The sequence below is a fragment of the Neobacillus bataviensis LMG 21833 genome (genome assembly GCF_000307875.1).
Classification (GTDB): domain Bacteria; phylum Bacillota; class Bacilli; order Bacillales; family Cytobacillaceae; genus Neobacillus; species Neobacillus bataviensis.
Genome location: NZ_AJLS01000184.1, coordinates 1 through 26206 on the forward strand (window position 1 = coordinate 1; position 26206 = coordinate 26206).

The 26206-nt window shown below is 39.0% G+C and carries 26 protein-coding genes, 1 other RNA gene and 2 pseudogenes; 24 read left to right on the top strand and 5 right to left on the bottom strand.

Annotated features, from left to right (window positions below; genetic code table 11):
* Nucleotides 1-203: 203 nt before the first annotated feature.
* From BABA_RS24950 to BABA_RS24985, 10 genes and pseudogenes are all read left to right on the top strand, one after another.
* The gene (locus BABA_RS24950; RefSeq protein ID WP_007088057.1) at nt 204-950 is read left to right on the top strand and encodes an alpha/beta hydrolase; all 747 of its coding nucleotides are present in this window, start codon (nt 204-206) and stop codon (nt 948-950) included.
* A gap of 28 nt (nt 951-978) precedes the next feature.
* A complete protein-coding gene (gene rnr, locus BABA_RS24955; RefSeq protein WP_007088058.1) occupies nt 979-3363 on the top strand; it encodes a ribonuclease R in 2385 nt (794 codons plus the stop codon).
* Nucleotides 3364-3457: 94 nt separating this feature from the next.
* Complete coding sequence (gene smpB / locus BABA_RS24960; protein WP_007088059.1) at nt 3458-3925, top strand: SsrA-binding protein SmpB; 468 nt, start codon at nt 3458-3460, stop codon at nt 3923-3925.
* A gap of 177 nt (nt 3926-4102) precedes the next feature.
* Nucleotides 4103-4438, top strand: a transfer-messenger RNA (tmRNA) gene (gene ssrA / locus BABA_RS26895).
* Between the two features lie 496 nt (nt 4439-4934).
* Nucleotides 4935-5642 carry a DUF421 domain-containing protein gene (locus BABA_RS24965; RefSeq protein ID WP_007088060.1) on the top strand — a complete coding sequence of 236 codons (708 nt, stop codon included), beginning with the start codon at nt 4935-4937 and terminating at the stop codon, nt 5640-5642.
* A gap of 104 nt (nt 5643-5746) precedes the next feature.
* A complete protein-coding gene (locus tag BABA_RS24970; protein ID WP_007088061.1) occupies nt 5747-6085 on the top strand; it encodes a YmaF family protein in 339 nt (112 codons plus the stop codon).
* Between the two features lie 233 nt (nt 6086-6318).
* Nucleotides 6319-6718, top strand: a pseudogene (gene tnpA, locus BABA_RS26900) (IS200/IS605 family transposase).
* 4 nt (nt 6719-6722) lie between these two features.
* On the top strand, nt 6723-8138 hold the full coding sequence (locus BABA_RS24975; protein ID WP_007088062.1) for an RNA-guided endonuclease TnpB family protein: 1416 nt from the start codon (nt 6723-6725) through the stop codon (nt 8136-8138).
* A 789-nt stretch (nt 8139-8927) separates the two neighbouring features.
* Nucleotides 8928-10175: an MFS transporter gene (locus BABA_RS24980; RefSeq protein WP_007088063.1), complete on the top strand. Its 1248-nt coding sequence runs from the start codon at nt 8928-8930 to the stop codon at nt 10173-10175.
* 16 nt (nt 10176-10191) lie between these two features.
* Nucleotides 10192-10804: pseudogene (locus tag BABA_RS24985) on the top strand (undecaprenyl-diphosphatase).
* A 694-nt stretch (nt 10805-11498) separates the two neighbouring features.
* On the opposite strand, the gene BABA_RS24990 reads toward BABA_RS24985, so the two are convergent.
* Both BABA_RS24990 and BABA_RS24995 read right to left on the bottom strand, forming a co-directional pair.
* Nucleotides 11499-12395, bottom strand: coding sequence for a pilus assembly protein TadG-related protein (locus tag BABA_RS24990; protein ID WP_007088065.1), 897 nt, complete (start codon nt 12393-12395; stop codon nt 11499-11501).
* Nucleotides 12396-12398: 3 nt separating this feature from the next.
* A complete protein-coding gene (locus tag BABA_RS24995) occupies nt 12399-12749 on the bottom strand; it encodes a DUF192 domain-containing protein (protein WP_007088066.1) in 351 nt (116 codons plus the stop codon).
* Between the two features lie 234 nt (nt 12750-12983).
* On the opposite strand from BABA_RS24995, the gene BABA_RS25000 reads away from it, so the two are divergent.
* The 9 genes from BABA_RS25000 to BABA_RS25040 all read left to right on the top strand — a co-directional run bounded on the left by BABA_RS25000 (nt 12984) and on the right by BABA_RS25040 (nt 19661).
* Complete coding sequence (locus tag BABA_RS25000; protein ID WP_007088067.1) at nt 12984-13160, top strand: Flp family type IVb pilin; 177 nt, start codon at nt 12984-12986, stop codon at nt 13158-13160.
* Between the two features lie 69 nt (nt 13161-13229).
* A complete protein-coding gene (locus BABA_RS25005; RefSeq protein ID WP_007088068.1) occupies nt 13230-13736 on the top strand; it encodes an A24 family peptidase in 507 nt (168 codons plus the stop codon).
* Nucleotides 13736-14134: a TadE/TadG family type IV pilus assembly protein gene (locus BABA_RS25010; protein ID WP_007088069.1), complete on the top strand. Its 399-nt coding sequence runs from the start codon at nt 13736-13738 to the stop codon at nt 14132-14134. The genes BABA_RS25005 and BABA_RS25010 overlap by 1 nt, the downstream gene beginning before the upstream one ends.
* Nucleotides 14135-14201: 67 nt before the next feature.
* Nucleotides 14202-14798, top strand: coding sequence for a Flp pilus assembly protein CpaB (cpaB, locus tag BABA_RS25015; RefSeq protein ID WP_007088070.1), 597 nt, complete (start codon nt 14202-14204; stop codon nt 14796-14798).
* A gap of 13 nt (nt 14799-14811) precedes the next feature.
* Entirely contained in the window at nt 14812-15999 is a 1188-nt protein-coding gene (locus tag BABA_RS25020; protein WP_007088071.1) for an AAA family ATPase, read from the top strand.
* Nucleotides 16000-16011: 12 nt separating this feature from the next.
* Entirely contained in the window at nt 16012-17355 is a 1344-nt protein-coding gene (locus BABA_RS25025) for a TadA family conjugal transfer-associated ATPase (protein ID WP_007088072.1), read from the top strand.
* 2 nt (nt 17356-17357) lie between these two features.
* The gene (locus BABA_RS26210) at nt 17358-18320 is read left to right on the top strand and encodes a type II secretion system F family protein (RefSeq protein ID WP_007088073.1); all 963 of its coding nucleotides are present in this window, start codon (nt 17358-17360) and stop codon (nt 18318-18320) included.
* 4 nt (nt 18321-18324) lie between these two features.
* Nucleotides 18325-19257, top strand: coding sequence for a type II secretion system F family protein (locus BABA_RS25035; RefSeq protein ID WP_007088074.1), 933 nt, complete (start codon nt 18325-18327; stop codon nt 19255-19257).
* 74 nt (nt 19258-19331) lie between these two features.
* Nucleotides 19332-19661, top strand: coding sequence for a helix-turn-helix domain-containing protein (locus tag BABA_RS25040; RefSeq protein WP_007088075.1), 330 nt, complete (start codon nt 19332-19334; stop codon nt 19659-19661).
* Nucleotides 19662-19709: 48 nt separating this feature from the next.
* Here the strand turns inward: BABA_RS25040 and BABA_RS26215 are convergent, their stop codons facing one another.
* Nucleotides 19710-20342 (bottom strand): DUF2085 domain-containing protein, encoded by a 633-nt coding sequence (locus tag BABA_RS26215; RefSeq protein WP_007088076.1) that lies wholly within the window; start codon nt 20340-20342, stop codon nt 19710-19712.
* A gap of 123 nt (nt 20343-20465) precedes the next feature.
* On the bottom strand, nt 20466-20687 hold the full coding sequence (locus tag BABA_RS25050) for a hypothetical protein (protein WP_007088077.1): 222 nt from the start codon (nt 20685-20687) through the stop codon (nt 20466-20468).
* Nucleotides 20688-21012: 325 nt separating this feature from the next.
* Between BABA_RS25050 and BABA_RS26220 the strand changes: the two genes are divergently transcribed.
* The 5 genes from BABA_RS26220 to BABA_RS25075 all read left to right on the top strand — a co-directional run bounded on the left by BABA_RS26220 (nt 21013) and on the right by BABA_RS25075 (nt 25583).
* Nucleotides 21013-22023 (top strand): polysaccharide deacetylase family protein, encoded by a 1011-nt coding sequence (locus tag BABA_RS26220; RefSeq protein ID WP_007088078.1) that lies wholly within the window; start codon nt 21013-21015, stop codon nt 22021-22023.
* Between the two features lie 79 nt (nt 22024-22102).
* Nucleotides 22103-23113: an AI-2E family transporter gene (locus tag BABA_RS25060; protein ID WP_007088079.1), complete on the top strand. Its 1011-nt coding sequence runs from the start codon at nt 22103-22105 to the stop codon at nt 23111-23113.
* Between the two features lie 80 nt (nt 23114-23193).
* Complete coding sequence (locus tag BABA_RS25065) at nt 23194-23427, top strand: hypothetical protein (RefSeq protein ID WP_007088080.1); 234 nt, start codon at nt 23194-23196, stop codon at nt 23425-23427.
* 97 nt (nt 23428-23524) lie between these two features.
* On the top strand, nt 23525-24499 hold the full coding sequence (locus BABA_RS25070; RefSeq protein WP_007088081.1) for a cation diffusion facilitator family transporter: 975 nt from the start codon (nt 23525-23527) through the stop codon (nt 24497-24499).
* An 82-nt stretch (nt 24500-24581) separates the two neighbouring features.
* Nucleotides 24582-25583, top strand: a complete 1002-nt coding sequence (locus tag BABA_RS25075; RefSeq protein WP_007088082.1) for a DUF3231 family protein — start codon at nt 24582-24584, stop codon at nt 25581-25583.
* 37 nt (nt 25584-25620) lie between these two features.
* On the opposite strand, the gene BABA_RS25080 is transcribed toward BABA_RS25075, so the two are convergent.
* On the bottom strand, nt 25621-26133 hold the full coding sequence (locus BABA_RS25080; protein WP_007088083.1) for an acyl-CoA thioesterase: 513 nt from the start codon (nt 26131-26133) through the stop codon (nt 25621-25623).
* Between the last annotated feature and the right edge of the window lie 73 nt (nt 26134-26206).

Here is a 26206-nt window from a genome sequence, read left to right on the forward strand (position 1 = left end):
CTTTCTTGACAGAAGACCAACATTGGCGGAAATAATTCAAATGTTGGCGGAATCCCACCCCGATTTGGCGGAATCCCATCCAAACTTAGCGGAATCCAACGAAATTAAATGAACATTCTCCCGCCACAAGCCTTTTTTCTAGCATGTTCATCCACACTTTGCTTAAACTAATAGAAGCGAATCGAAACAAAAGGAGTTTTTACATGAAGGTCACCACACCAAAGCCATTTACCTTTGAAGGCGGCAAGCGAGCGGTTCTCTTGCTCCACGGTTTTACCGGGAATTCCGCAGATGTCCGGATGCTCGGCCGTTTCCTTGAAAAAAAGGGCTACACCTGCCATGCCCCCCACTACAAAGGACATGGGGTACCACCGGAAGAACTTGTCCACACTGGCCCTGAAGACTGGTGGCAGGACGTCATAAATGGATACCATTTTTTAAAAAATAAAGGCCACGAAGAAATCGCTGTAGCCGGACTCTCGCTCGGCGGTGTTTTTTCATTAAAATTGGGTTACACTGTACCTATAAAAGCAATTGTGCCGATGTGCGCACCAATGCATATAAAAAGTGAAGAAGTGATGTACCAGGGAATTCTTGATTATGCCCGTGAATTTAAGAAATATGAAGGAAAAACTAACGAGCAAATCGAAATGGAAATGAATCAGTTTAAAAAGACACCAATGAAAACATTAAAAGCACTGCAGGAATTAATTGCTGATGTTCGTGAAAATATCGATATGATTTATGCACCAACATTTGTGGTTCAGGCACGCCACGATAAAATGATTAACACGGAAAGTGCCAACATTATTTATGAAAACATTGAGTCAGTCAAAAAGGAAATCAAATGGTATGAAGAATCTGGGCACGTAATCACGCTCGATAAAGAACGGGATCAGCTTCACGAGGATGTTTATGCCTTTTTAGAAAAGCTGGATTGGCACGAATAACACAGAACACCCCTAAGGAGGAATTAGTTTGGAAGAAAACATTCAAAAGCACATTGATAGGCTTTTGCAATATATGAGGGAAGAGGCATACAAACCTTTAACGGTTCAGGAGCTGGAAGTAGCCTTTGGCATTCAGGACTCTAGCGACTTTAAAGAGTTTGTTAAAGCTCTTGTTCAGATGGAAGAAAAGGGTCTTGTGGTTCGCACCCGCAGCGACCGTTACGGTCTGCCGCAAAAAATGAACCTAATTCGTGGAAAGCTGATTGGTCATGCCAAAGGTTTTGCCTTTGTTGCCCCTGACGAACCTGGGATGGATGACATTTTTATTCCGCCTAACGAAACCAATACGGCGATGCATGGCGATATTGTTTTGGCCCGTGTTTCATCCGAAACATCCGGCCAGCGCCGGGAAGGTACGATTATCCGCATTATTGAACGCGGTGTGCAGCAAGTCGTCGGAACGTATGTCGAAAGCAAAAGTTTTGGCTTTGTGATTCCCGATGATAAAAAATTTGCCAGCGACATTTTTATCCCAAAATCGGCTTCTAAAGGAGCGGTTGAAGGGCATAAGGTAGTCGTTAAGCTTGTCACCTACCCTGAGGGGAGAAAAAGTGCCGAAGGTGAAGTCATCACGATTCTTGGTCATAAAAATGACCCGGGTGTGGACATTCTCTCTGTCATACATAAGCATGGATTGCCGATGTCTTTCCCTGATGAAGTATTAAAGCAGGCGAATGATACACCTGAAACCATCGATGAAAGTGAATTAGCAAATCGCCGTGATTTACGGAACGAAACGATCGTCACCATTGACGGCGCAGATGCAAAAGACCTTGATGACGCGGTAACCGTGACAAAGCTGGATAATGGCAACTATAAGCTAGGCGTCCATATTGCTGACGTCAGCTATTATGTAAAAGAAGGCACGCCCATTGACCTTGAGGCAGAGGAACGGGCAACAAGTGTTTATTTAGTAGACCGAGTGATTCCGATGATTCCACACCGCCTCTCCAACGGGATTTGTTCGTTAAATCCGAAGGTGGATCGGCTTGTTTTATCCTGTGAAATGGAAATCACATCTGAAGGTGCTGTCGTCTCCCATGAAATTTTTCAAAGTGTGATCAAAACAACCGAGCGGATGACCTATCATGATGTGAATCTGATTCTTGTTGAAAAAGAAGAAGAAACACGCAAGCGATACGAACCAATTGTCCCCATGTTTGAATTGATGGAAGAACTCGCCGCAATCTTACGCAATAAACGGATGAAGCGCGGGGCGATTGACTTTGATTTTAAAGAATCAAAGGTATTAGTGGACGAAGAAGGCAAGCCAACAGATGTGGTTCTTCGTGAGCGCTCTGTGGCGGAAAAATTAATTGAAGAGTTCATGCTTGCCGCCAATGAGACAGTTGCTGAGCATTTCCACTGGATGGATGTTCCGTTTATTTACCGTATTCACGAGGATCCGAAGGAAGATAAGCTGAGGAGATTTTTCGAGTTTATCACCAACTTCGGTTACATTGTGAAAGGAACCGCCAATGATGTACATCCAAAAGCCTTGCAGGAAATCATTGAAGAGGTTCAAGGGAAACCAGAGGAAATGGTGGTATCGAAGGTGATGCTCCGCTCGATGCAGCAGGCTAAATATGATCCGGAGAGCCTTGGACATTTCGGGCTATCAACGGAATTCTATACCCATTTCACCTCGCCGATTCGCCGTTATCCCGATACGATTGTCCACCGCTTAATCAGGACCTATCTAATCGAGGGCAAGCTTGATGAGACAACACGGGAAAAATGGAACGTGCGCCTACCTGAAATTGCTTCGCATTCTTCAAAAATGGAGCGCCGTTCAGTAGATGCCGAACGCGAAACCGATGAATTGAAGAAAGCGGAGTACATGGAGGATAAGATTGGCGTCGAGTATGACGGCATTGTCAGCTCTGTGACAAACTTTGGAATGTTTGTTGAGCTGCCGAATACAATTGAAGGCCTTGTCCATGTCAGCTATATGACCGATGATTATTATCGTTATGATGAGCGCCATCTGGCGATGATTGGTGAGCGAACCGGCAATGTGTTCCGAATTGGTGATGAAATCACCGTTCGCGTGGTAAAAGTCAATAAAGACGAGCGCTCGATTGATTTTGAAATTGTCGGCATGAAGGGAACACCCCGCCGGGAACGTTCTGAGACACCGAAGGTTTTTAAAACAGGCAGCGATACACATAAGCCGCGCCGCAATAAGCAGCAAGGTGACAGTGGTCAGGGTCGAAATAAAAACCGTAAATCCAGCCAAGAAGGAAATCAAAATTCCGAAGCTGGCGGTGGCCAGGGCAACAAAAAGAAAAAGAAACGCAAATTTTACGATAATGTGCCTAAATCGAAAAGCACAAAACGGAAAAATAAATAATTGTGTAGAGGGAGCCTTTTATTGAAGGCTCTCTTTCAATTGTAGCGGCACGTTTTTTTTGCTAAAATAAAAACTATAGATTGAGGTGAAAAATATGCCAAAAGGTGTAGGGAAAGTAGTCGCACAAAACAAAAAGGCTTACCATGATTATTTTATCGAGGAAACATATGAAGCAGGTATCGTTCTACAAGGGACAGAAATCAAGTCGATTCGCGCGGGTAAAGTGAATCTTAAGGATGCCTATGCGCGGATTCAGAATGGCGAGGCGATTCTGTTTGGGATGCATGTTAGCCCTTATGAGCAAGGCAACATTTTTAATCATGACCCATTACGAACACGTAAGCTTTTGCTCCATAAACGGGAGATCAGTAAGCTGCTGGGAGAAACAAAAGAGGCTGGATATGCCCTTGTTCCATTAAAGCTTTATTTAAAAAATGGCTTTTGCAAGGTTTTAATTGGTCTGGCAAAGGGTAAAAAGAATTATGATAAGCGTGAATCCTTGAAGCAAAAAGAAGCAAAGCGCGAAATCGAACGAGCCTTCCGCGATCGTCAGAAAATGTAAGGTACAGTCAAAAATGCATTTTACAAATAATTACAATTGAAAAATCCGCTCAATGTGTTATAATAAGTTTGTCGCTAAGTTAGCGGCACAAACTTTTGCTCAAGACATTGTTGAGCTTCCTAACGTCTGTTGCTAGAATCTTTAACTAGATTTAAGCACATTTTATAATGGGGACGCTACGGATTCGACAGGGGTAGTTTGAGCTTAGGTTGCGAGTCGAGGGGATCGGCCTCGTTAAAACGTCAAAGCCATAACTGGCAAAACTAACAACAACCTAGCTTTCGCAGCTTAATAACTGCATAGCTGTTCGCCCCTCCATTGCCTATGTGGTAGGGTAGCGGACTCACTCTTAGTAGGCTACGCCGGATTCCACCGCCTGAGGATGAAGGAAGAGAACAATCAGGCTAGCTGACCGGACGCCGGTCGATAGGCAGAAGGCTCAGCGAAAAACCAATATATCGACTACACTCGTAGATGCTTAAGTGGCGATATCTTTGGACGCGGGTTCGATTAAGTATTAGTCGCCTTATGTGGTAACACATAAGTGAAAATCTGGCTTTATCGGTGAAACCTAAGTCACTTTATAGTGATAAGGCAATGCCGAGCGGTATGTGGAGTAATCCAACAGCCGTGTATCGACTTATAGGCTGCCATCCTAAAATGGTAGTACTAGGATGCGAAATTCCACCATTTGGTGAAAATTATGTTTCGCATAAGACGCCAGGGGGCCTGTTCTAGGGCAGGTTCAAGATATAGTCAGTGCCATGACGAAAGCATGGAAACGCACGTCCCGCCGTCTCCACCATACATAGGTGGATAATAACAAGATCAGCAGAAAATGCTGGTCTTTTTTATATGCAAAAAAAGGTATCTTCAAAATAAATCCTTTCCTTTGGAATAGTTTTGAGTCATATAAAAAGTAATTTCTTCTGGTTTAACCACAGTGAATTCTTCTAATAATAACAACTAGGGATTTGTTAATGGAATTTTCCTTAGGAGAGAGATACGTATGGAGATAATCTACCGAACCTTCATTGTTTTTATAGCGGGGTATTTGTTTTTACGAGTGACAGGAAAAAAAGCAGTCTCCCAAATGCACACGTTTGATTTATTGTACATCTTTGTCCTCACTAATATTATCAGTACTCCTGTAGAGGTTAATCATATAGGAAAAGCTTTAGCCTATGCGGTGATTATGGTCATTTTATATAAAATTTTTATCCGTTTATCATTACATAATAAATTAAGATGGATCTTATATGAAAGTCCTACCGTATTAATTCGTAACGGTGATATTGATCGAAAAGGACTGAAAAAGGTACGAATGCCCGTATATGAATTATTGTCGCATTTACGTGTAAAAGGGTATACGGATTCACAGAACATTGCGATTGCGGTAATGGAGGAATCCGGAGAAATCAGTGTAATCCCCAAGGCAGAATACCGGCCAGTTCAACCGAATGATTTAAACATACATGTAAAAAAGGAATATCTGCCTATCCCGCTGATTATGGACAGTCAAATTGTGTATCATAATTTAAAATATCTGCAATTAGACCAAAACTGGCTAATGAATGAAGTTAATAAAATGGGAGAAAAAGTAGATAATATAATGTTGGCTACTTATTTAGAAAACGGAACGTTATTTATTGATAATCATGAAGTAAAAGATCATAAAGGTGATCCTTATTACTATAATCCAGGAAAAGATAATTAACATGACTGCCTATTTTTTTGGGGCAGTTTTTTTATGTGAACTTAAACATAATGGATGAAGCAGGCAAATATGATTAGTAATAAAGCTACGGAAGGGGTGGGTTTATGACTAGAGCAGGAAAAGATGATTTTGTTAACGGGTTTGTGCCGCACCATAATCATGGGTCGGTTGATTATACATCGGTGGATCACGGGCACGTTCATCAATGTTTAGATGTAACTTTTCCGCCGACACAGACTCAGGATGGGAGCCATATCCATTATACGGAAGGCTATGTAATGTTCGAAAACGGACATACCCATCATTATCAGGCCTATTCCGGACCAGCTATTCCAGTAGGAAATGGCATGCATGTTCATTATTATGATTTTTTCACCAGTGAAGATGATGGACACCGGCATCATGTGAAAGGGGTAGATAAACCGGCCCCAGGTAATATATAAATAGTAAAAATACCAAACCAAATGCAAAAGTTGTAGGCATAAGTCCAGTAAATTAATACTGGCTTTTTTTATTTCCTCGTTGAAGTTTTAAATCCTCTAATCAACATCAATAATACCAAAACAAACAACCCAAGCCCCAGCTTTCATGTATGGGGTTAGGTTGTTTATTTTTTTTAGAACAAATGTTCCCTAAAATATTGTAATTAGTATTAAATTTTTGATATAATAGATATATGAAATGTCAAATTCAGTACAAAAGTAAAAATAATGTAGTATATTCCTGCAAATATCATGTGGTTTTGTGCCCTAAATAAGAAGAAGTGTCTTAATAAATGGAGGAGATGAAGGGCTTAATTCTATTGTTTTTGAAGTTGCAGAAGAAACTTATTCTGAAGTGATTGAAATGGAAATCATGCCTAATCACGTTCATCTCCTTGTTGAACGAGACCCCCAGTTTTGGAATTAATAAACTCATTAGGATGATGAAAGGATCTCGTTATTTACGTAGTGAGTTCCCGTGGTTAAAAAGTAGAATCCCATCCCTTAAGGACGAATAGCTATTTTGTTTCCACTGTAGGTGGCACAACATTTGAAGTAGTGAAACTGTACATAGAAAACCAAAAAGGAGTGTAATACCATGGCAACATCAAAAGACAGAACGCCCTCTTTTGTGGCAACGATTCGATTGAAGACGAATTTGAAAGAAGAGAAACAGCTTTTGGTGTTGTCTGATTGTGCAAGGCAACTATACAATGCCTGTCTTGGTGAAAGTTTGAAAAGACTTAAGAAGGTTCAAGGGACGGATTTATACAAGGAAACGATTCAACTTTCAAAAGTAACTGAAGCAGATGTAGAGAAACGCAGAGCTAATTTTAAGTATCTAAATGATTTGTTTGGATTTACGGATGCTTCCATCCAATCATTTGGGATAAAGACGAAAAATGATTCTCAATTTATTGCAGAACATTTGGGAACCCATGTATGTCAAAAAATCTCTACTCGTGCATTTAAAGCCACTCAGAAATATGCATTTAAATGTGCCAAGAAAGTGAGGTTCAAACGTAAGGGTGAATTTGTATCCATAGAAGGGAAAAATAATAAAACATTTCTTATGTATTCAAATGGATATGTTTTCGTTGGGAAAAACCTTACATTGAAATGCTTAATAGATCCGAAAGATCAATGGATGCAGTATGCCTTAAAACAGAAAATTAAATATTGCAGAATGATAAAAAAAGAGGTAAAAGGAAAAAAACGCTTTTATGTCCAATTAATTTTGGAAGGAAATCCATATCAAAAATATGAATTAGGAAAAGAGAATATAGGATTGGATATTGGCCCTTCTACGATTGCAATTGTTGGGGAATCGCAATCGAAATTAAAAGAGTTTTGTGAAGAAGTGGTATTGATAGATAAAGAGAAAAGAAGAATAAACCGCAAAATGGACAGGCAACGGAGAGTCAATAACCCTGGTAACTATTACGCCAATGGAACGGTGAAAAAAGGGAGTAAGAAATGGGTTCACTCCAATAGATATCTACATACTCGATCAAAACACCGAGAATTGGAGCGAAAGATCAAAGAAGTGAGAAAGCAGCTGCATGGACGAGACACGAACCAAATATTACAACTCGCTTCTTCCATAAAAACTGAAAAACTGTCTTACAAAGCATTTCAAAAAATGTTTGGGAAAAGTGTGGGCAGAAAAGCACCAAGTATGTTTTTGAACATGTTAAAACGAAAAGTGAAGGCTCGCGGTGGGTCATTCCGAGAATTTCCTACCTCCTCCACGAAGTTATCTCAAACCTGTCACTGTGGAATGATTAAGAAGAAGCAACTCAAAGAGAGATGGCATAAATGTGAGTGTGGGTTAGTTGCCCAACGTGATTTATACAGTGCTTATTTGGCTCGATATGTAACCAATTCTAATCATGTAGACATCAAAAAGGCTAAAATGGATTGGATTCAATTTTCCAATGTTTTGGATGAGTGTGTTTCAAAATTGGAAAGTATGAAAGCGGAAAGGAAGTTCATTTCAACATTTGGCATTTAAACCCTTTGAGATGGCAGGTTAAATCTCTCGGTGCAGACGTACCCCGAAACAGTCAATAAGTTGTGAGTGGTAAGGGAATCCGAGCCCATGTAAATAGTCCTATTTCGATTATTTGCATTAGAACGATTTCGGCTGTCGAAACCTTTTAGACCAAAGTGAAATTCATTTTCTAGATTCATTCTGGAGTTTGGAAGAGCCTAGGTTATTTAAAGGTGGAACCCCCTCCATTTATGGATGGAGAGAGCGTCAGAAGTAGTTGAATTTTGGGGAACCTGTTGTTAAGGCTATAGAAGAAACTCCATAAGAGGCACCAGACATCAAACCTGTAAATATTATTATCCAACAGGGCAGTAACCAATTTGAAATTTCACCTATAAAAAGGAAGCTTTTGATGCTGCACTCAATCAAAGGAAGCCAGACGAAAAATCGGTGGTGCAGCGTAAGCAGATTCCATTCGCCTATTCATCTAGTGAAACAAATATGATGTTTATTTGAACATGATCATTGTGGGGATATTAAAAACCTAAAATTACCTGAAATGAAAAAACTTGATTTACTGCCTGAAATCATTTAGAATTAAGCTTACAAAAAACGGAAGGGTGACCTTGGAACGATGATCTTATAATCCTATTTCGTATGAAAAAAATACAATCTTTTTTTCTGAATAGGATTAGTCTGTACTTTTATACAAGTCGATAAGATCAAAGTGTCCCATCATACTGGGGTATTTTTCCGCCTTGAAATAGTATTGTACTGCCTCCTGTTCAGACATTACCAGGAGGTTTTTATATGGAAAAAAACGTAACACAAACGGCTCCATCAAGAGGCTTATTTCACAATCGCGTCTTTCTCGCCATTATTATGTCAGGATTATTCCTACAGGTTGGTATATGGGTACGAAACTTTGCCGTTCTCCTATTTGTAATGGATCAGACAAATGGCGATGCCTTTGCCGTTTCGATGATTTCAGTAGCAGAATTTGCGCCAATCTTTATTTTTTCCTTTATCGGCGGAACCTTTGCGGATCGCTGGGCACCGAAAAAAACAATGGTTTGGTGCGATATCTTGAGTGCAGTATCCATTTTTGTTGTGCTGATTACACTCGTTTTCGGGACGTGGAAAGTCGTCTTTTTCGCGACGTTAATCTCAGCCATTCTGTCACAGTTCTCCCAGCCATCTGGGATGAAATTGTTTAAAATGCATTTGTCGCCAGACCAAGTGCAGCAGGCGATGTCGGTTTACCAAACCGTGTTTGCTGTTTTTATGGTTTTAGGCCCGGTGATTGGAACGTTCGTTTTTCAATCGTTTGGAATTGATATCTCCATCACCATTACTGGTCTTGCTTTCTTACTTTCAGCCGCTGCACTCGGATTCCTGCCAAAGGATCGCCCATTAGAAGAAGTGGGAGAATCAACTTTATTGCAGGAAATGAAAAGTGGTATAAAGTATGTTCTTGGAAAAAAAGAATTGAGCCTATTAGGTCTATGTTTCATGGCTGCAGGGCTTGGAATTGGCTTCATTAACCCGTTATCGATTTTTCTTGTCACCGAACAACTAGGCTTGCCAAAGGAAAATCTTCAATGGCTACTAATGGTTAATGGTGTCGGAATGATTATTGGCGGTGCCGTGGCAATGATTTTTGCAAAAAATGTAGCGCCGCAGCGATTGCTTGTTTTTGGAATGCTGGTTAATGGGATTGGCATTGCGGTTATGGGCTGGTCAACAAACATAACGATTACGTTGATTGCCGAGTTCTTTAACGGTCTGATGATGCCATGTATCCAAATTGGAATCAATACATTGATTTTGAAAAAAACAGAAGAGGCCTTTATTGGCAGGGTCAATGGGATTTTAAGCCCACTATTCGCAGGATCAATGGTGATCACGATGAGTTTTGCTGGTGTGTTAAAAGAGAATTTTTCATTGGTAACCACATTTGAAATATCGGCGATTCTTTTTATCATCGGTGTACTTGTGATCTTGCCGATATACAATCAAAAACAACAAACAAAAGCCGAAGTTCTTGGTTCAAAATAGCAGGAGGTTGTAAATCATGTCTTTATCGCAAGTAAACATCGATGCCTTTCGCGCAATCAATGATTTAGGAAAAGAATATGATTCTTTAAACCCAATCGCCATCTTCATGGCAGAATATATGTTATATATTTTAGCCGCTGGATTATTAGTTTATTGGTTCACCCGGATCAACAAAAATAGAATGATGGTTATCCAAAGTGTGGTTGCTGTTGTAATAGCTGAAGTCCTTGGTAAAGTCCCCAGGGAACTTTTATTCGCATAACCAGCCGTTTGCCGTGCTGCCGCATGTAAACAAGTTAGTTGACCATGCAATCGATAACTCATTTCCAAGTGACCACTCGATTCTGTTCTTCTCCATCTGTTTTTCGATTTGGTTAGTCAGGAAAAATGAGGGCTGGATTTGGTTAGTCGTTGCAGCTTTAGTGGCTATCTCCCGTGTTATGGTTGGTGTACACTATCCCGGCGACGTCCTTACCGGCGCCATCTTCGGAATCATTGCCGCCATCATTTCCTATTGGCTCGTTCCGAAGCTCGGCTTTGTTAAATCCATCGTGAAGCAATATGAAAAAGTAGAACAATCCATACTGCCAATAAAAGCGAAAAGCAAAGACCAATCCAATCATTTATAAACAGCAAAATCTCATTGAACTAGTTTCAATGAGGTTTTATTATGTTATGTAAGAATCTTTTTATAGGAATTCCCCCATAAAAGTAGTTTTAACGGGTTAAATGGTAGATTGCTTTGGCATAAATGTGCATGGCCTTAAACATTTTCTCTATTTTGCGTAGTTCTGTTATTAAATTATCCATGCTATTCCTCCATTCTTTTTACTAAAGGCGGGAGGCAAGGCCATCAGCTCTTTTCTCCTTTATAGTTAGCAATTTTCTACGTGACCAAGTGTTACAGCCATGACAGCTTTAATTGTACTTTATTTTCAGTCTGAAAAAATACCTTTGGATACTCGATGCGGAAGGTTCATTTGTTACTTCCAATTCAGCATATCATCCTTATTATTCTCCTTTTATAAAATTATTTGCGTACATCTTTGGGTAAAATTGCATGCTCATGCATCTTGGCAAAATAAAAGGCGACTTGTTGTTGGAGTCAGCCTCATTTATAGTTCTTTAAAATAATCCGGTTGATGGATTCTCATTTTTTTTGAAGTTACCGAGATAATCTTTTCTCTTTTTAAATGGTTAATGCCAAATGATGGAGATTGAAATGAACGAATGATGAACAAATTATAAACGTTTTAAATGGAGAAAGAGGCTAACCCAAAGGTTATTTATAACACCTTTTGGTTCAGCCTCTAATCTCGATGGTTACTCAATTAATTTTGAAGTTATCTTTGAATCAATCCCAATAAAATCTTCTGGAAAGTCATTATTGACAATATCATAAGAATCTTCAACTGTTAAAATTAATCTTTTTGCCTGTTCATTGTAATCATTTATCCTTACCTTGAGTAGAACAATGTCACTAAGGGGAATGACAAATTTATTTTTTAAATTTGAGTCATACTTTTTATTATTGATAACTTTGTTCGATAAGCTAAATAGATAGACTGATTTATTTTGGTTATACACATTAGCAACTTCTTGTTTAATATTAGCAACAACTCCTTTTGTTACAGTTATTCCATCCTTATATTTAACCTTGAAATAAGTCTTTTCTGCCACATTAGGATAAAAAATATCAAAATCATCTTTCCACAAACTTTCAAAATCTCCCGGTCCTGTCTTTTCCCACGCTTCAATTTTTGCACCCGGCTGATAGATATCATCTAAATTAATAAACGGCAATGCCTCTCCATCCCAATTAGAGGAAAATTTCGCTTTTGCCTTAACAGTTAATGAAAAGGATTTTGTGGTAAGGGCATTTGCAAAAAATTTTGGTACACCTTGCGTCATTTCCACTTCTATTATTCCTTTTGCTCTATCTACCAATGGTTTTTTAACTGTTGCAGCTTGCTTTAGATTTGAATCAGCCATCCCCATTACAATTGTTTCCACTTGTGTATCTGTTGACTTGGGAGCTGCAAGTGCCCCTGCTAATGCTGCCGCATCAGCAGCAGTCTGTAGGTTGCTTTTTTGATTATACATATAACCCACATCAATCACGATGGCAGTAAATCCAAGTAATGCTACAAGTGAGACTGCAAATAGAACAAGTGACTGGCCGGATTCCTCTTTTAATATCGCTTTAAGCTTCGTTAACATAGTTTATCCCACTTTCCCCTGTTGGTTTTGACATAAGATCCTATTACCTATTTGAATATCAAGCATTTCAATCGCCCCTGCTGGAAGTTCTAAAGTGGAATAAGCGGCTTTTTGTGGTTTTGTCATTTTCCACGGCTTTAAGCTGTGGTGCATCTCGATAACTTTATGTTGTTCATTAAGGAGAACAACATCGATGGGGAACTTCATAAAAAACATATGAACCGCGTTGCAGGGTATGATCCACAACCCTTCATCCTTAAGGGGCTCCTTTCGAAACATGAGTCCTTTAAGCCGTTTGAAAAAAGAATCTGCCTTTTTTATTTGATAGGGGATCAAAATGTTTCTTTCCTTCATATTAAATCACCTCTCTATGGATAATACATTCATTATAATAAACAATTTGTTTTATATAAAGAACAAGAAACTAAGAAAAAACGAGGATGATAGAGAAAAAAGGGTAATTAGTCCTAAAAATTCACTAAAACGAATGAAAATGACTGTTTTCAAATCCGCTTGTTCATTATATATTAAATACATGTTCTAAATATAGAACGTAATATAAAATTAACTTTAATAGGAGGAATTGAAATGTTGAAAAAAATGAAAAACCTAGTAGTGGAAGAAAAAGGGCAAGCGTTAACGGAGTACGGGTTGATTATCGGGCTTATCGCTGTGGCATTGTTAGTTGTTGTGGTTGCTTTAGGGGATCAAATTAAAGCAAAATTTAATGAAATTATTGTTGGATTAGGTGGAACTGCAAAATAATATACATTTAGCCCTGCTTTTCAGGCACGAGAAGCAGGGCTTTACCTTATAGAAGGGAGTAACAGTCTCTTGGAAAAAGTCATTCTAGTCATTGTTCTTTTTATTTGTTTATTTACAGATATTAGGTCGCGGAAAATATTAAATATTGTGACATTGCCAGCTATTGTGTTTGGATTATTTTTTTACTTATCTACTACTGGATTTGAAGGTTTTCTATTTAGTGGCAAGGGCTTTCTTGTTGGCTTAGGGTTACTCATCATCCCCTACATATTAGGCGGTATGGGAGCTGGAGACGTAAAGTTAATGGCGGCAATCGGAGCATTAATGGGGACAGGTTTTGTTTTTTATGCGTTTATTTATACTGCACTATTTGGTGGAGTTATTGGACTTTTGCTGATTATTAAACAAAGAGGAATTGTTAACTTGATGAAATCGTCTATATTTACACTAGTTTTTTTTCGCAGCAATCTTGGATCTATAATAATTGAAAAAGATAAGCAGTCAAGTATCTCATTCCCTTATGGTATCGCTATCGTCTTAGGCACATTTTGTACACTTATCTGGGGTGGATTCTGATGAAATCCGAAAAAGGGCAATCACTCGTTGAATTTGCGCTGGTTCTTCCATTAATCATCGTACTGTTATTTGCCATTGTTGATTTCGGCAGGGCTTTTCATGTGTATCTCACACTTGATCATACAGGAAGGGAAGTTGCACGACTAATTAGTGTAGGTGGAAAAGAAGCTGATATTGTAAACGTCATTACCTCAACTAAAACCAGTATCGATACAGATGAAAGCCAACTAACTGTTACCTACCCTAAAACAAAATTGTCTAGTGGCTCAGAAGCGAAGGTGACATTAACCTATCCATTTAAATTTATTACACCATTGGCAGGAATCGTAGATGCATTCTTTCATACAAAGATCTCAGAACCTTTAATTACGGATACGACAGTGATGAGGGTGGAATAGGGCTAAGAATAAAGAAGAAGATTAAAATTCGCATAAATAAAGTGGTTCGGGATGTTAGGAGGGCGTCATGAATACAAAAAAAATCTGGATGATATCAGTCATATTAGGAATGGCGGTAGCGGCATTTGCCTACATTACTATCTTTTCAAAAGAAACGGTTACAACGGCTTCCGGGACAGAAAGCAGTCAAGAACAAAAGAAGGAAGATCAATCAAGCAAACAAGCTGAAAAAAAGAAGGAAGAAAAGGCGAAAAAGCCGGAACGGGAATTCACTAATTCTATTGTTGCGGTAAGTAAAGGAAAACGGGCGATCTCGTTAAAAGTCAACCTTGAACAGGGGGTATCTGGTTATGTTGCTCCTAATTCGATGGTGGATGTCATTGCATATGAAACAACAAAAGATGATGCAACAGGTAAGGAGTTTAAATCATCTGTGCTGGTTCTTGAAAATGCCAAGGTATTAACCTCGGGTAAATCCGCTGACAATAAGGCGGAGGCATTACAATATGAAACGGTAACAGTCGAAGTTACACCTGAAGAAGGTGTCATGCTGGGGTTAGCTGCAAAAGACAAAGATGGATTCTATTTAATGCTTAGAAATACGGAGGATACTGAAAGCGGAAAAGCGGGAATTAAACAAACAAGAGAGGTTATTAAAGAGTAGGAGGCAGAAACGAATGATGATAAACTGGGTTTATTTTTCCGATACAAATATCCATCTAGAGGATTTAAAATCACTTTTAGAGAAACAACAATTTCAACTGAAAATAGCAAGTCAAGTCGAAAAGTTACATAACCTCCTAAATGATCATAATCAGACTGTCCTATTTATTAAAGCGCATACTTTGTATAACGAATACGACTTTTGCCAGGAAATTTCTGTTCTTTATCCGCATGTTTATATCATTTTAATTGTTGCCGATAATATGGAGAATCTGAAAAAGGCTATGCTTATGGGGGCATCAGATACCATCCGTTCGTCCCATACCATGGAGGAACTTAGTGAAACAGTTGATCATGCAAAGAAATATATGGGACATCGGGCAAAAATGGATCAAAAGTATATCAATCTCGTAAAAGAAAAAAGCAAAGTCATCGCTGTTACCAATCCCAAGGGTGGAGTTGGCCGGACGATTTTAACGGTTAATCTTGCTGTTGCATTGGCAAAAACGGGGAAGAAGGTTGCTGTAATTGATGGGAATCTTCAATTTGGCGAGGTGGCTATGTATTTTAATGAAAAGCCGAAAAGGACCATCTATGAATGGGTTAAGGAAGCATATGGACGGGAGCATTATGCCATTACTCAATATATGACCACTGTCGAGGGGGATGTATCTGTTCTTGCTGCACCGCATCGACCTGAATTTTTTGAGGGTATCTCCGAAGATCATATGAAAGAAGCCATTGAAGCAGCTAAGAAACTATTTGATGTTGTTTTGATTGATATGCCTGCCAATATTTCGGAAATTCATTTGCGGTGTCTTGACTTATCTGATGAGATCCTGTTGCTTACAAGAAATGAAATATCTGTTTTAAGGCTGACACAGCTCTATTTAGAAACCTTAGAAACGATCAGATTGAAGGATAAAGTTAGGCTTCTTTTAAACAGGCATGTAAAAGGGGAAGGGCTTGAACTTAAAAAAGTAGAAGAAATCTTAGGTTTAAGTGTTTATCATACTTTACCGGAGCAAGGAAATGTCGCTGCCTCTTCTATCAAGTCGGGTCAGCCGCTTATTCTGTCAAACTCTCGAAGCCACCTCGGCAAGGCTATATGGCATTTATCAGAAAAGCTTTTTGAGCATACCAAAAGTGATGTTTTGGTGGAAAAAAAGAAAGAGAAACGTTGGTCCCTCATTGGGCGGTAAGGAGGAAAGGGAATGTCACTATTTAAACGGTATATTGATTCATCCAGCCCCGCCACTCTTACAAAGGAAGTAGAAGATCTTCCTGTTTTGAAAAAAAACAAGGAATATTTGGATCTCCAGGCTGCTCTACATGATTATCTATTAGAAGAGCTTAAGAAGCATCCGGGACAAGATAAAAGTGATGAAAAACAGAAAATAGAGGAAATGGGGCAGGCCTTTTTTGAATTGGAGGGTGGGAGGTTAACCTTTGAGGAAAAGCAGGAAATTATCCATTATGTAAAGGACGAATTGTTGGAATACGGCCCTATTACTCCATTACTCGAAAATCCTCTAATAAGTGAGGTTATGGTGAATAGTTTTGATGAAATCTATTATGAGAAAAATGGGAAGATCATAAAAAGCAATGTCAATTTTATTGATAATCAGCATGTGTTGCGTGTAATTGAGAGAATCGTCTCACCGATTGGAAGACGGATAGATGAAAGCTCGCCTATGGTGGATGCTCGCTTGCCAAATGGTTCCCGGGTGAATGCGATTATCCCCCCGCTGGCATTAAAAGGGCCTAGTTTAACTATTCGAAAATTCTCCGAAACTCCTTTTACAATAAAAGATTTAATTCAATTTGGAACATTAAGCAGCGATATGGCAGATTTCCTGGATATGTGTGTGAAGTCAAAGTTTAATATTTTTATTAGCGGCGGTACAGGATCCGGCAAGACATCAACCTTAAACGTATTATCTTCCTTTATTCCTAATACAGAACGTATTGTGACTATTGAAGATGCGGCAGAACTGAAGCTAAATCAGGAACATGTGGTAGCATTGGAATCTCGTCCGCCAAATATTGAGGGAAAAGGACAGATAACAATCCGTGAGTTAGTTCGAAATTCATTGCGGATGCGTCCAGACCGAATTGTTGTTGGTGAGGTCCGTGGTGCTGAAGCATTGGATATGCTCCAAGCCATGAATACAGGCCATGATGGAAGCTTAAGTACCGGCCACGCAAACACACCAAGAGACATCCTCTCCCGCCTGGAAACAATGGTATTAATGGCAGGCTTCGAGCTCCCTGTAAAGGCGATTCGAGAACAGATTGCCGGTGCAATTGATCTTATTGTGCAGCAGTCAAGGTTAAAGGATGGTACGAGAAAAATAACGCATGTAACCGAGGTATTAGGAATGGAAGGGGACACCATTGTTTTACAGGATATTTTCATATTTAAGGAAACAGGGATCATGAATGACGGCAGAATTGAGGGGCGTTTTACTAGTACAGGTATTCGGCCGAAGTTCACAGATAAACTGGAACAGAATGGTTACTCTCTGCCTGCTTCATGGTTTAGTAAGGAGTGGTAAGGATGGAAATGCAGCTGGAAGTATCTCTTATTTTCCTTTTTTCGAGTATCTTCATTTTTCTATTTTTAAGAGGCTATTCAGTTAAAAGGAATATGAATGCCAGAATGACTAAGTTTTTACAATCCTCCCAAGTGGATACAGGTAAAATGATAAAAGAAAAAAGGCAGTCCATGTTCATTAGGTTTTTCCATTCAATCGCAAAAGTGTTTAAAAATATTCAATTTAATGACAGCACGGAGAAAATATTACTGGAAACAGGAAATAAATTAAAGCCAGAAGAGTTTCTTGTCCTTAGATTTCTAGCTGCACTTGGGGCTGGGGGGATAACCGCCGTATTAGGGTTTTCATGGTTTATGATGGTGACAGCAGCGGTCATTGGTTTTATTCTCCCTCTTGTATTTATGAAGCAAAAACGAAAAAAACGCCTGCAGCAGGCATCACATCAGTTAATCGATATTTTAGGAATGATGGCAAATTCTATGAGGGCGGGATTCAGTTTTATGCAAGCGATTCAGCTCGTCGGTAAGGAGGTACCTGATCCCCTAGGACCTGAATTTGCACGTATTGTCCGCCAAGCAGGATTAGGAGTTCCCCTGGAGGAGATCTTTGAAGATTTAATCAAACGTGTGCCCAACAAAGAACTTGAGGTAGTTGCACGGGCAATACTGGCCCAGCGAAAAAGTGGCGGAAATCTGGCCGTACTGCTTGAAACAATGGAAGAAACCATTAGAGGCAGGGTTAGAATACTGGAAGAATTGAACACATTAACAGCCCAAGGGAAAATGTCGTCATGGATTATTACGATGCTGCCGGTTGGACTAGGGTTATATCTATCACTGGTGAACAGAGAATATTTTGGACCCATGCTGGAGCATCCATTGGGGTGGGCGATGTTGTTTGCCGGCTCTATCTCCATATTCATTGGTTGGTTGTTTATCCAGAAGGTTATCCGAATCGAGGTATAGGTAAATGCAGAGTATTATTTTTTTGTTTCTAACAGCTGCGTTTCTAACTTTCTTACTGGCAGGAATACTATTTACTATTTTTAAAAGGCAAATTTCGTTTAATAAACGTATAAGTATGTATTTTGATGAAGCTAATAAAAGTTCAAAAATGGATCCTATCAGAAAAAGGAAGGAAAGCAAAGTAAAAAAGGGATTTGCCGATTTATGGGTAAGAGGAACGAAATTATTAAATAAAAAGGTCACTAAAGAAGAAAGAACAAAAATAAACATCTTGCTCCGGGATGCAGGGTATCCTTTTAAGACCGCCAATGATTTCAGACTGTTCCAATTGGTGCTTAGTGTGGCAATAAGTCTGCCGCTTGCTTTGTTACTATTGCCTTTTTCAGATAATAAACTGCTAACCTGGTTGATGGTAGCCATAATGGCAATATTAGGATTTCGCCTTCCGATATTTTATCTAGGGAAAAGGAAGACGGCAAGAATAAAAGAAATCAATCAATCCATGTCTGACTTTTTTGATACAGTAAATCTTCTGCTTGAAGCAGGGATGGGGCTCGATTTGGCTCTCGAAGAAGTATCCTCCAAAATGAAAGGGGCACTTTCCGATGAGTTTCGTCAGACACTGGAGGATATGAAGCTTGGGAAATCCAGAAGAGAAGCCTTTTATGATCTTCGTAAACGTATTCCATCGGGATCTTTTCAAGGTATTATTACTTCTTTAATACAAGCCGATCAACTTGGAATAGGTATGGCGAAAGTGTTGGGAAATTTAACTGTACGGGTTCGCGAGCAGCGGCGCGAGGCAGCAAGGGAGCAGGCAATGAAGGCGCCGGTAAAAATGCTGTTTCCAATGGTATTTTTTATCTTTCCATCATTATTTATTGTAATTTTGGGCCCATTGATTATTTACTTTGTTACAAAAGGTTTTGGTGGTTGATGAAGCCGTTAAATAAAAAACAGAGAACAGGTTAGTAATGCAATGATTGGAAGCAGAGAAGAAGGAGCGGTTCAATGGATGGTAGTAAATTCAAAAGTTTGCGATTGGCCAAAGGCTATTCTTTATCTAAGTTAAGTATACTTACCGGTATTTCAAAGTCCTATTTAAGTTTAATCGAACGGGGGATCCAGCGGAATCCCAGTTTAGATATCATAGAGAAACTAGCAAAAACCTTTGCTGTAGAAGTGGAGGATTTAGTAAAACCTAAAAAAGGTGAAAAGGCCGAAAAGAAACATTCCATTAAAAGTGTTTTAAAAGTAGAAATTGAATTATCTGAGGATCAATTAAATCCTCAGAAATTAAAACAAATAAAAGAGTTAATCGATGCGATAAAAACAGAATAAAATCCATTACATGGGAACTGTTTCCAAAACGGAAATTGTTCTTTTTTTTTATGGAATAATTAAACTATGTAACAAGGAAAGTACCGAAAGAAATGCGATACCGCAAAAAGCAGATAATGCTGACTTAAAACGGATGTCCTGAATCCTCGAAAACAAAAATGACCAACACATGCTAAACCAAACAATGACAGTCAATATAATCAAACCATCTAAAACGAAATAGGAGATCTTCCCCCAATAAACAAGTCCCCCAAGTCCGTAACATAAAACCACAGGAACAAAAAAATCCTTCAAATCACCAATAACCGGCTCACTCTCATTCTCAAGCGCCTTAGCCGACAGCAGCGGATATAAAAAATAAGGCAAAACAAAACCAAAGCTGGTGCCTGACACCAACCTCCTTAAATTAGTACTCTCAAATAAATGGGCATAAGAGCCTAAACCGTCGACCGCCATGGGTACCATAAATAATAGAAGAAAGAAGCTCATTTTAATCGAAGGAATCGTAATTTTCTTCTTTCGCTTAAACAGATGCAAATAAGCTAGTGTTGAAAAGATGCCGATATAGATCCCAGTATCGCGGGCACAAACGGAAAGTGTTTCTCCTGAAGCATGGAGTGACCGTTCCTCTAATTGGTGGCAGATGGCTCTTCCGAAAAAGTGCAGCACTTCTTGAATCAACACGAATCACTCCTATGACAATGGACCCAATCCATTCCATATGAATTGGGTTTTTACTGGTAATAAATGAATTTAAAATTCCGACCTTGAGAAATGTCCAGCTCAAGAAGCCTTCCGCTTTTCTTAGTAACCCGTCATAAACGCAGGGGCAATCGAGAGGGCAGAAAGAGCAAACCAACAAATACAGCTTAAGACAGTTACGGCAATCGCAATGATTAAACAGTTTTTGCCGACCACTTTCTTTTCTGGATCTTGATCATTCATCCAAACAATACCTAAGACAATACCAACAATTGGAATAAGGATTGATAAGATGTAGCAGAGTGCTTTTTGCCCACCTGACACAAATCTCACCTCCACGGAAAGTCTGTTTCAATGATATGTATGTTACTTGGTCACGGAATTTGCCTGTACCCATTTTGGAAATTTCTGATTTATTTTTTCCTCTAGCTCCTTTTTTCATTTTTTTCTTGTTATAATGGATTGGTAAAAAGTTGTAAATTACACATTATCATGAGGGATACAGGTTTTTGTCAAACATTGCTGTCGGATTTACCATTAATAGTCAGTAATTTTAATAGAATTGTAATATTTTTAATAGATTAGAAACAAATTAGTCACAAATTCGTCTATAATGAAAGAAGGAAAAAACAACAAAGAGGGAGAAACAATGGTGAAACGAAAGAGCGGATGGTCAAGAGGGACAGTCATTGTCATTATTGCTATTGGGTTCTTATTTGCGGGGGGATTTTTGGGCAATTATTTTTTGAAGAAGGCTGCAGGCGAACCTAGTAATCACTCAAAAAATGAAAATATTAAGCATGCCTCAGCTAAAGGTCCAACAACAGGATCAGTTGTGATGAACACTAGGGACTCAAAAGAAGAAAAAGAACGGATGAAAAAACAGCAGGAAAAAGCAGACATTTGGGGAAATAAACAAGAACAAGTGCCAGAAACTACTCCTACCGAAACCACCGAGGCACAACCTGCCACACAGGAAACCGGAACTCCTCAGACACCGGCGAATGAAACACCTGGAACTCAGCCGGAGCAAAATAATACGCAGCCACAGGGGAACAACAAGACGATTTATTTAACCTTTGATGATGGTCCGGCACCATTTTCCGCTGATATTATTGCATTGCTGGAACAATATCAATACAAAGCGACATTTTTTATGATCGACGGGAATATTCGCAGGTATCCTGATGCGGTTAAATTAATGGCACAGAAAGGAGAAACAGTTGGTCTCCACAGTGTCTCCCATAACCAGAAAGTTTTTTATGCATCAGTTGATTCGATCCTCTCGGAATTAACCCAAAATCGGAACACGTTAAAAGAAATTTCCGGTATCGATTCCTATATTATGAGAACGCCATATGGCAGTGTTCCATATATGACAGGTGAATATCGCCAAGCGGTTAAGGATAATGGCTATTTAATGTGGGATTGGAATATTGACAGCAAGGATTGGTATTATAAAGATGCACGCTTTGTCAATAGTGTTATTGAACAATTAAATAAATTGGCAGACCATAATGGGCCGATTGTCATTTTATTGCATGAACGACCAGAAACGCTTGCCCATCTGCCAGCGCTGCTAGATTATCTAAGTGCGCAAGGTTTTGAAGGGAAAGCAATTGACAGTTCGATGACACCTGTTCAATTTAGTGCAAGATAGCAGTTAAAAAAGGACAGATTACCTTGAACTTTGATATAATATTCACATAGTAAATAGTAAACATAATGGGGTTCGATAATTGCCTATGATAAATAAACTTATGCAAAGCAGCGGATTTAAAAGAATAGCCATTTTTGTGTTAATTGCGATCATTTTATATTCAATGAGATCGATGATTAATTTGATTTTACTCACGTTTATTTTTACTTTTTTAATGGATCGCTTGGTTCAATTTATTGAAAAAAAAGTCTCGCTCAATCGCAGGTTGCTTGTGGTTGTATCCTATGCCAGTATTGTCGGTTTGCTTTCGTATGGGTTAGTGATGTACTTGCCGATGATTGCCGGTGAAATTACCGCTTTGATCAAGCAATTAACGGCCTTTTACACCTCAAATCATAATAATGAAATCTTGAATTACCTTGTGAGTCAGATTGAGGAAAATAAAATTTCCAATTACCTCGAGCAAGGCTTTACCTTCTTGATTAAATATTTTACTGATATAAGTAAAATCACGTTACAAGTTTTATTGGCACTGTTATTGAGCTTATTTTGTTTATTAGAAAAACCGCGTTTAATTGAATTTACGAAGAAATTTAGAACGAGCAAAATTTCATCTATTTACGTAGAAATTGAGTTCTTTGCTCATAAATTCGTGGGAACGTTCGGTAAAGTAATTGAAGCGCAACTAATCATAGCTTTGGTGAACTGTATTCTTACAACCATCTTCTTATGGATTCTTAAATTCCCGCAGCTTGGCGGTTTATCGATTATGATTTTCGTTTTGGGCTTAATCCCGGTTGCCGGAGTGATCATTTCGTTAATTCCACTTGTGATTATTGCCTATAGTATTGGGGGCATGATCAAGGTTCTCTATGTCGGGATAGCGATTGCGGTCATTCATGCCATCGAAGCCTATATTTTAAATCCGAATTTAATGAGTTCAAAAACAAATCTTCCAGTCTTTTATACGTTTATTGTCTTGATCTTCTCGGAGCACTTCTTTGGTGTATGGGGGTTGATCATTGGGATTCCCGTATTTGTTTTCCTCTTAGATGTTCTAGAAGTGACGGAAAGTAAAAAGGCTAAGTAGAAAAGCCCATTCAACGGGCTTTTTTTTATTGGCCCATTTCTGCTATTCTAAATGTATTCATTGATTAGGAGGATTTTCAGATGAGCGAATGCAAATTAGATCACACCCAGGAAGATGTAAAAAGCAAATACGATTCACAAGCAGCCTTTTTACCGGAGGAATTGAAACCTTTATTCGATCAGTTTTTTGCCAAAGAGCACACACAAGATATTTTAAATGAAGTATTCCATCTCTTGAAAAAATATGATTTGGCTTCTGTGGAGGAACAGGATGAACGAAATAATCGGTTATTTTTGGTACTAAGAAACGTGTAAAGAATGATGCCCCTGCACACTGTCAGGGGCATGATTTTTCAGACTTTAGAAAATAGTAAAGGTAACCGATAATTTTTTAAAAGGAAAAGAGGATTCGATGGGAGAATTATTACAGCTTTTGAAACGTGGAAATAAGTCCGCCATGCTGGCTGCTATTATTAATACGATTATTTCGATTATTAAAGGTGTGGCCTTTATGTTTACGGGTAATGTCGCCATGTTTGCCGAAACGATGCACAGTCTTGGAGATGCAGCGAATCAGTTTTTTGTGTTTATCGGGTCTGCCTTAAGTAAAAAGGCACCAACGGAAAAATACCCTAACGGTTTTGGCCGCCTCGTCAATCTTGTCCTTTTGGGCGCGGTATTGATTGTCGGAATAATGGCCTTTGAAACAATCAAAGAGGGTTGGCATCATACCATCCATCCGACAAAATCCAGCGGGTTTTTGATTAATATTCTGGTTCTCGCTGTGTCAACGATCCTTGAAACCTTTGTTTTGTTTAAAGCAATGAAAGAAATTTTACATGAAATTGGTGTGGAAGCAAGCGGCCCAAGTGTGTTTGCAAAAAGTTTTGCCAATTTGGGTAGGGCGAAACCGGCGACAAAGCTAGTATTTATGGAGGATCTTGTGGCTACTTTGGGCGGTTTATTAGCCATTTTAGCTGTTGTGATTGCCCACTTTACAAATCTTCACCAGTTAGAGGGGATTGCCTCGATGCTGATTGGAGCGATGATGTTCTTTGTAGTAGGGAAAGTCTTTTTAGACAATGCTGCAGGGGTGATTGGGCAGGCCGATGAGGAGATGGAAAACAAAATCGGCACGATGGTCATGGCAGACCCTGATGTTATGGATATTCAAGATATAACCGTCATTAAAGAAGGAGAAGACTTGCACGTAGAATTGGAGATTGAAATCGACCCGAAACTAACAGTAGCCGCTGCCGATGATATAAAAGACCGTTTAGAGGAAAAAATCATGGCGGAAAAAGGGGTTGTTGATGTCACGATTGAGATTGATGAAGAGGATGGTGTGATGACTTGGAAAAGCCGTGGTGATTCGCCTGCGGAATAGGTAATGGGAAGAGGAATTTGAATAAATTAGTCCTTTGATAGGAAATCTATCCCTAAAGTGTTTTTTCAGGAGGATTAATTCAATGGCAGTACATAGTATCAGACTATCCAGTGCGGAGATTGGTGGATTATGGGCCACCTATCTTCAAGAGAATATGGCTGTTTGTTTATTAACCTATTTTCTTCACCACAATAAAGATGAAGAGATTGGGAAGACACTAAAGCATGCATATGAGGTTTCCGACGGCCATGTAAAGAAAATTGCGTCAATTTTTACAGAGGAAGGGATACCCATCCCTGATGGTTTTACGGAAAAGGATCTTGATTTGACAGTGCCGCCTTTATTTCATGATTTATTTGGCCTAAGCTTTGTTTATTCTATGTGCCGCATGGGTTTGATTAACACAGGATTTATTACCTCAAGTATGGCTAGAGAAGATGTACAAGATTTTTTTGTGAAGATGGTTCAGGAAAATTCGCTGTTATATAAAGAGTCCACAACCTTAATGCTTTCAAAGGGACTCTATGATAGGCCGCCAATGATTCCCTACCCTAAAAAGGTGGAATACATTGAAAAACTTTCTTATCTTAGTGGATTTGGAAAAAAACGACCATTAAACGTCGCTGAGATTACAGAAATCTTTTTTAATACTGAACGAAATTATTTTTCAATCCTACTTTGTATGGGATTGCTTCAAGTAATAAAGGACAAGGAGATTCATGATTATATTCAAGAAGGTAAGAAAATTTCTGAAAAACAAATTAATACCTTCAATGATATTCTCATGAGGGAGGAATTACTTGGAAATATATCGACAATTGTAGATGTGACGGAGACAACGGTTTCTCCTTTTTCCGACAAGCTCGTGGTGACGCTGTTCCATGCGTTAAATGCGATTGATATTACCATGATTGGTCATGCATTGTCTTTGTCCATGAGAACAGACCTTGCCGCCTATTATCAAAAGTATATTTTAGATATTTTGGTTTATTCAGCAAAGGGCTTTGATATTTTGGTTGACCGCGGCTGGGCGCAAGAACCGCCCCATGCTCCAGACAGAAGGGATCTTCAGAAATTGAAATAGGTTCGCACTGACAGGTGCGAACCTTTGCTGTCTTCTTTTATTCCCACGGTTTATGGGTGGTAAATTCTCCCGCTAATTCTTTGCTGCTTTTTCGATGCTCTTTCCGTTTTTCTGCCCTTTCCTTACCCGTTTCATGAAGTTTTTTCTCTTCGTCGGTTTCAGGGATGATGCTGGGAACTTTTGTTGGTTTTCCATTTTCATCTAGTGCGACAAAGGTTAAAAAGGCGGTTGCAGCAATTTTTCGATCACCGGAAATAAGATTTTCTGCAATAACTTTGACGAAAATCTCCATGGAAGATGTCCCAGTCGAGGACACAAAGGTTTCAATACAAACGGAGTCTTTGGGTGTAATAGGGCTTAAGAAATCGACAGAATCAATCGAGGCTGTCACACATTCAGCACGGGAATGCCGTACTGCCGAAATCGAAGCAATCATATCAATATCGCTAATTAACTTGCCGCCAAACAAGGTATTATGGTTGTTTACGTCATTTGGAAAAATCCTGCTCGTTCTGACAACTCTTGATTCATTGCATGTTTTTGCTTCCAATTTAAATTCCTCCTACAGCTGAATATTTTTAGTTTACCCATATGAATTTGTTTGATTTAGTGAAAAGTGCGCT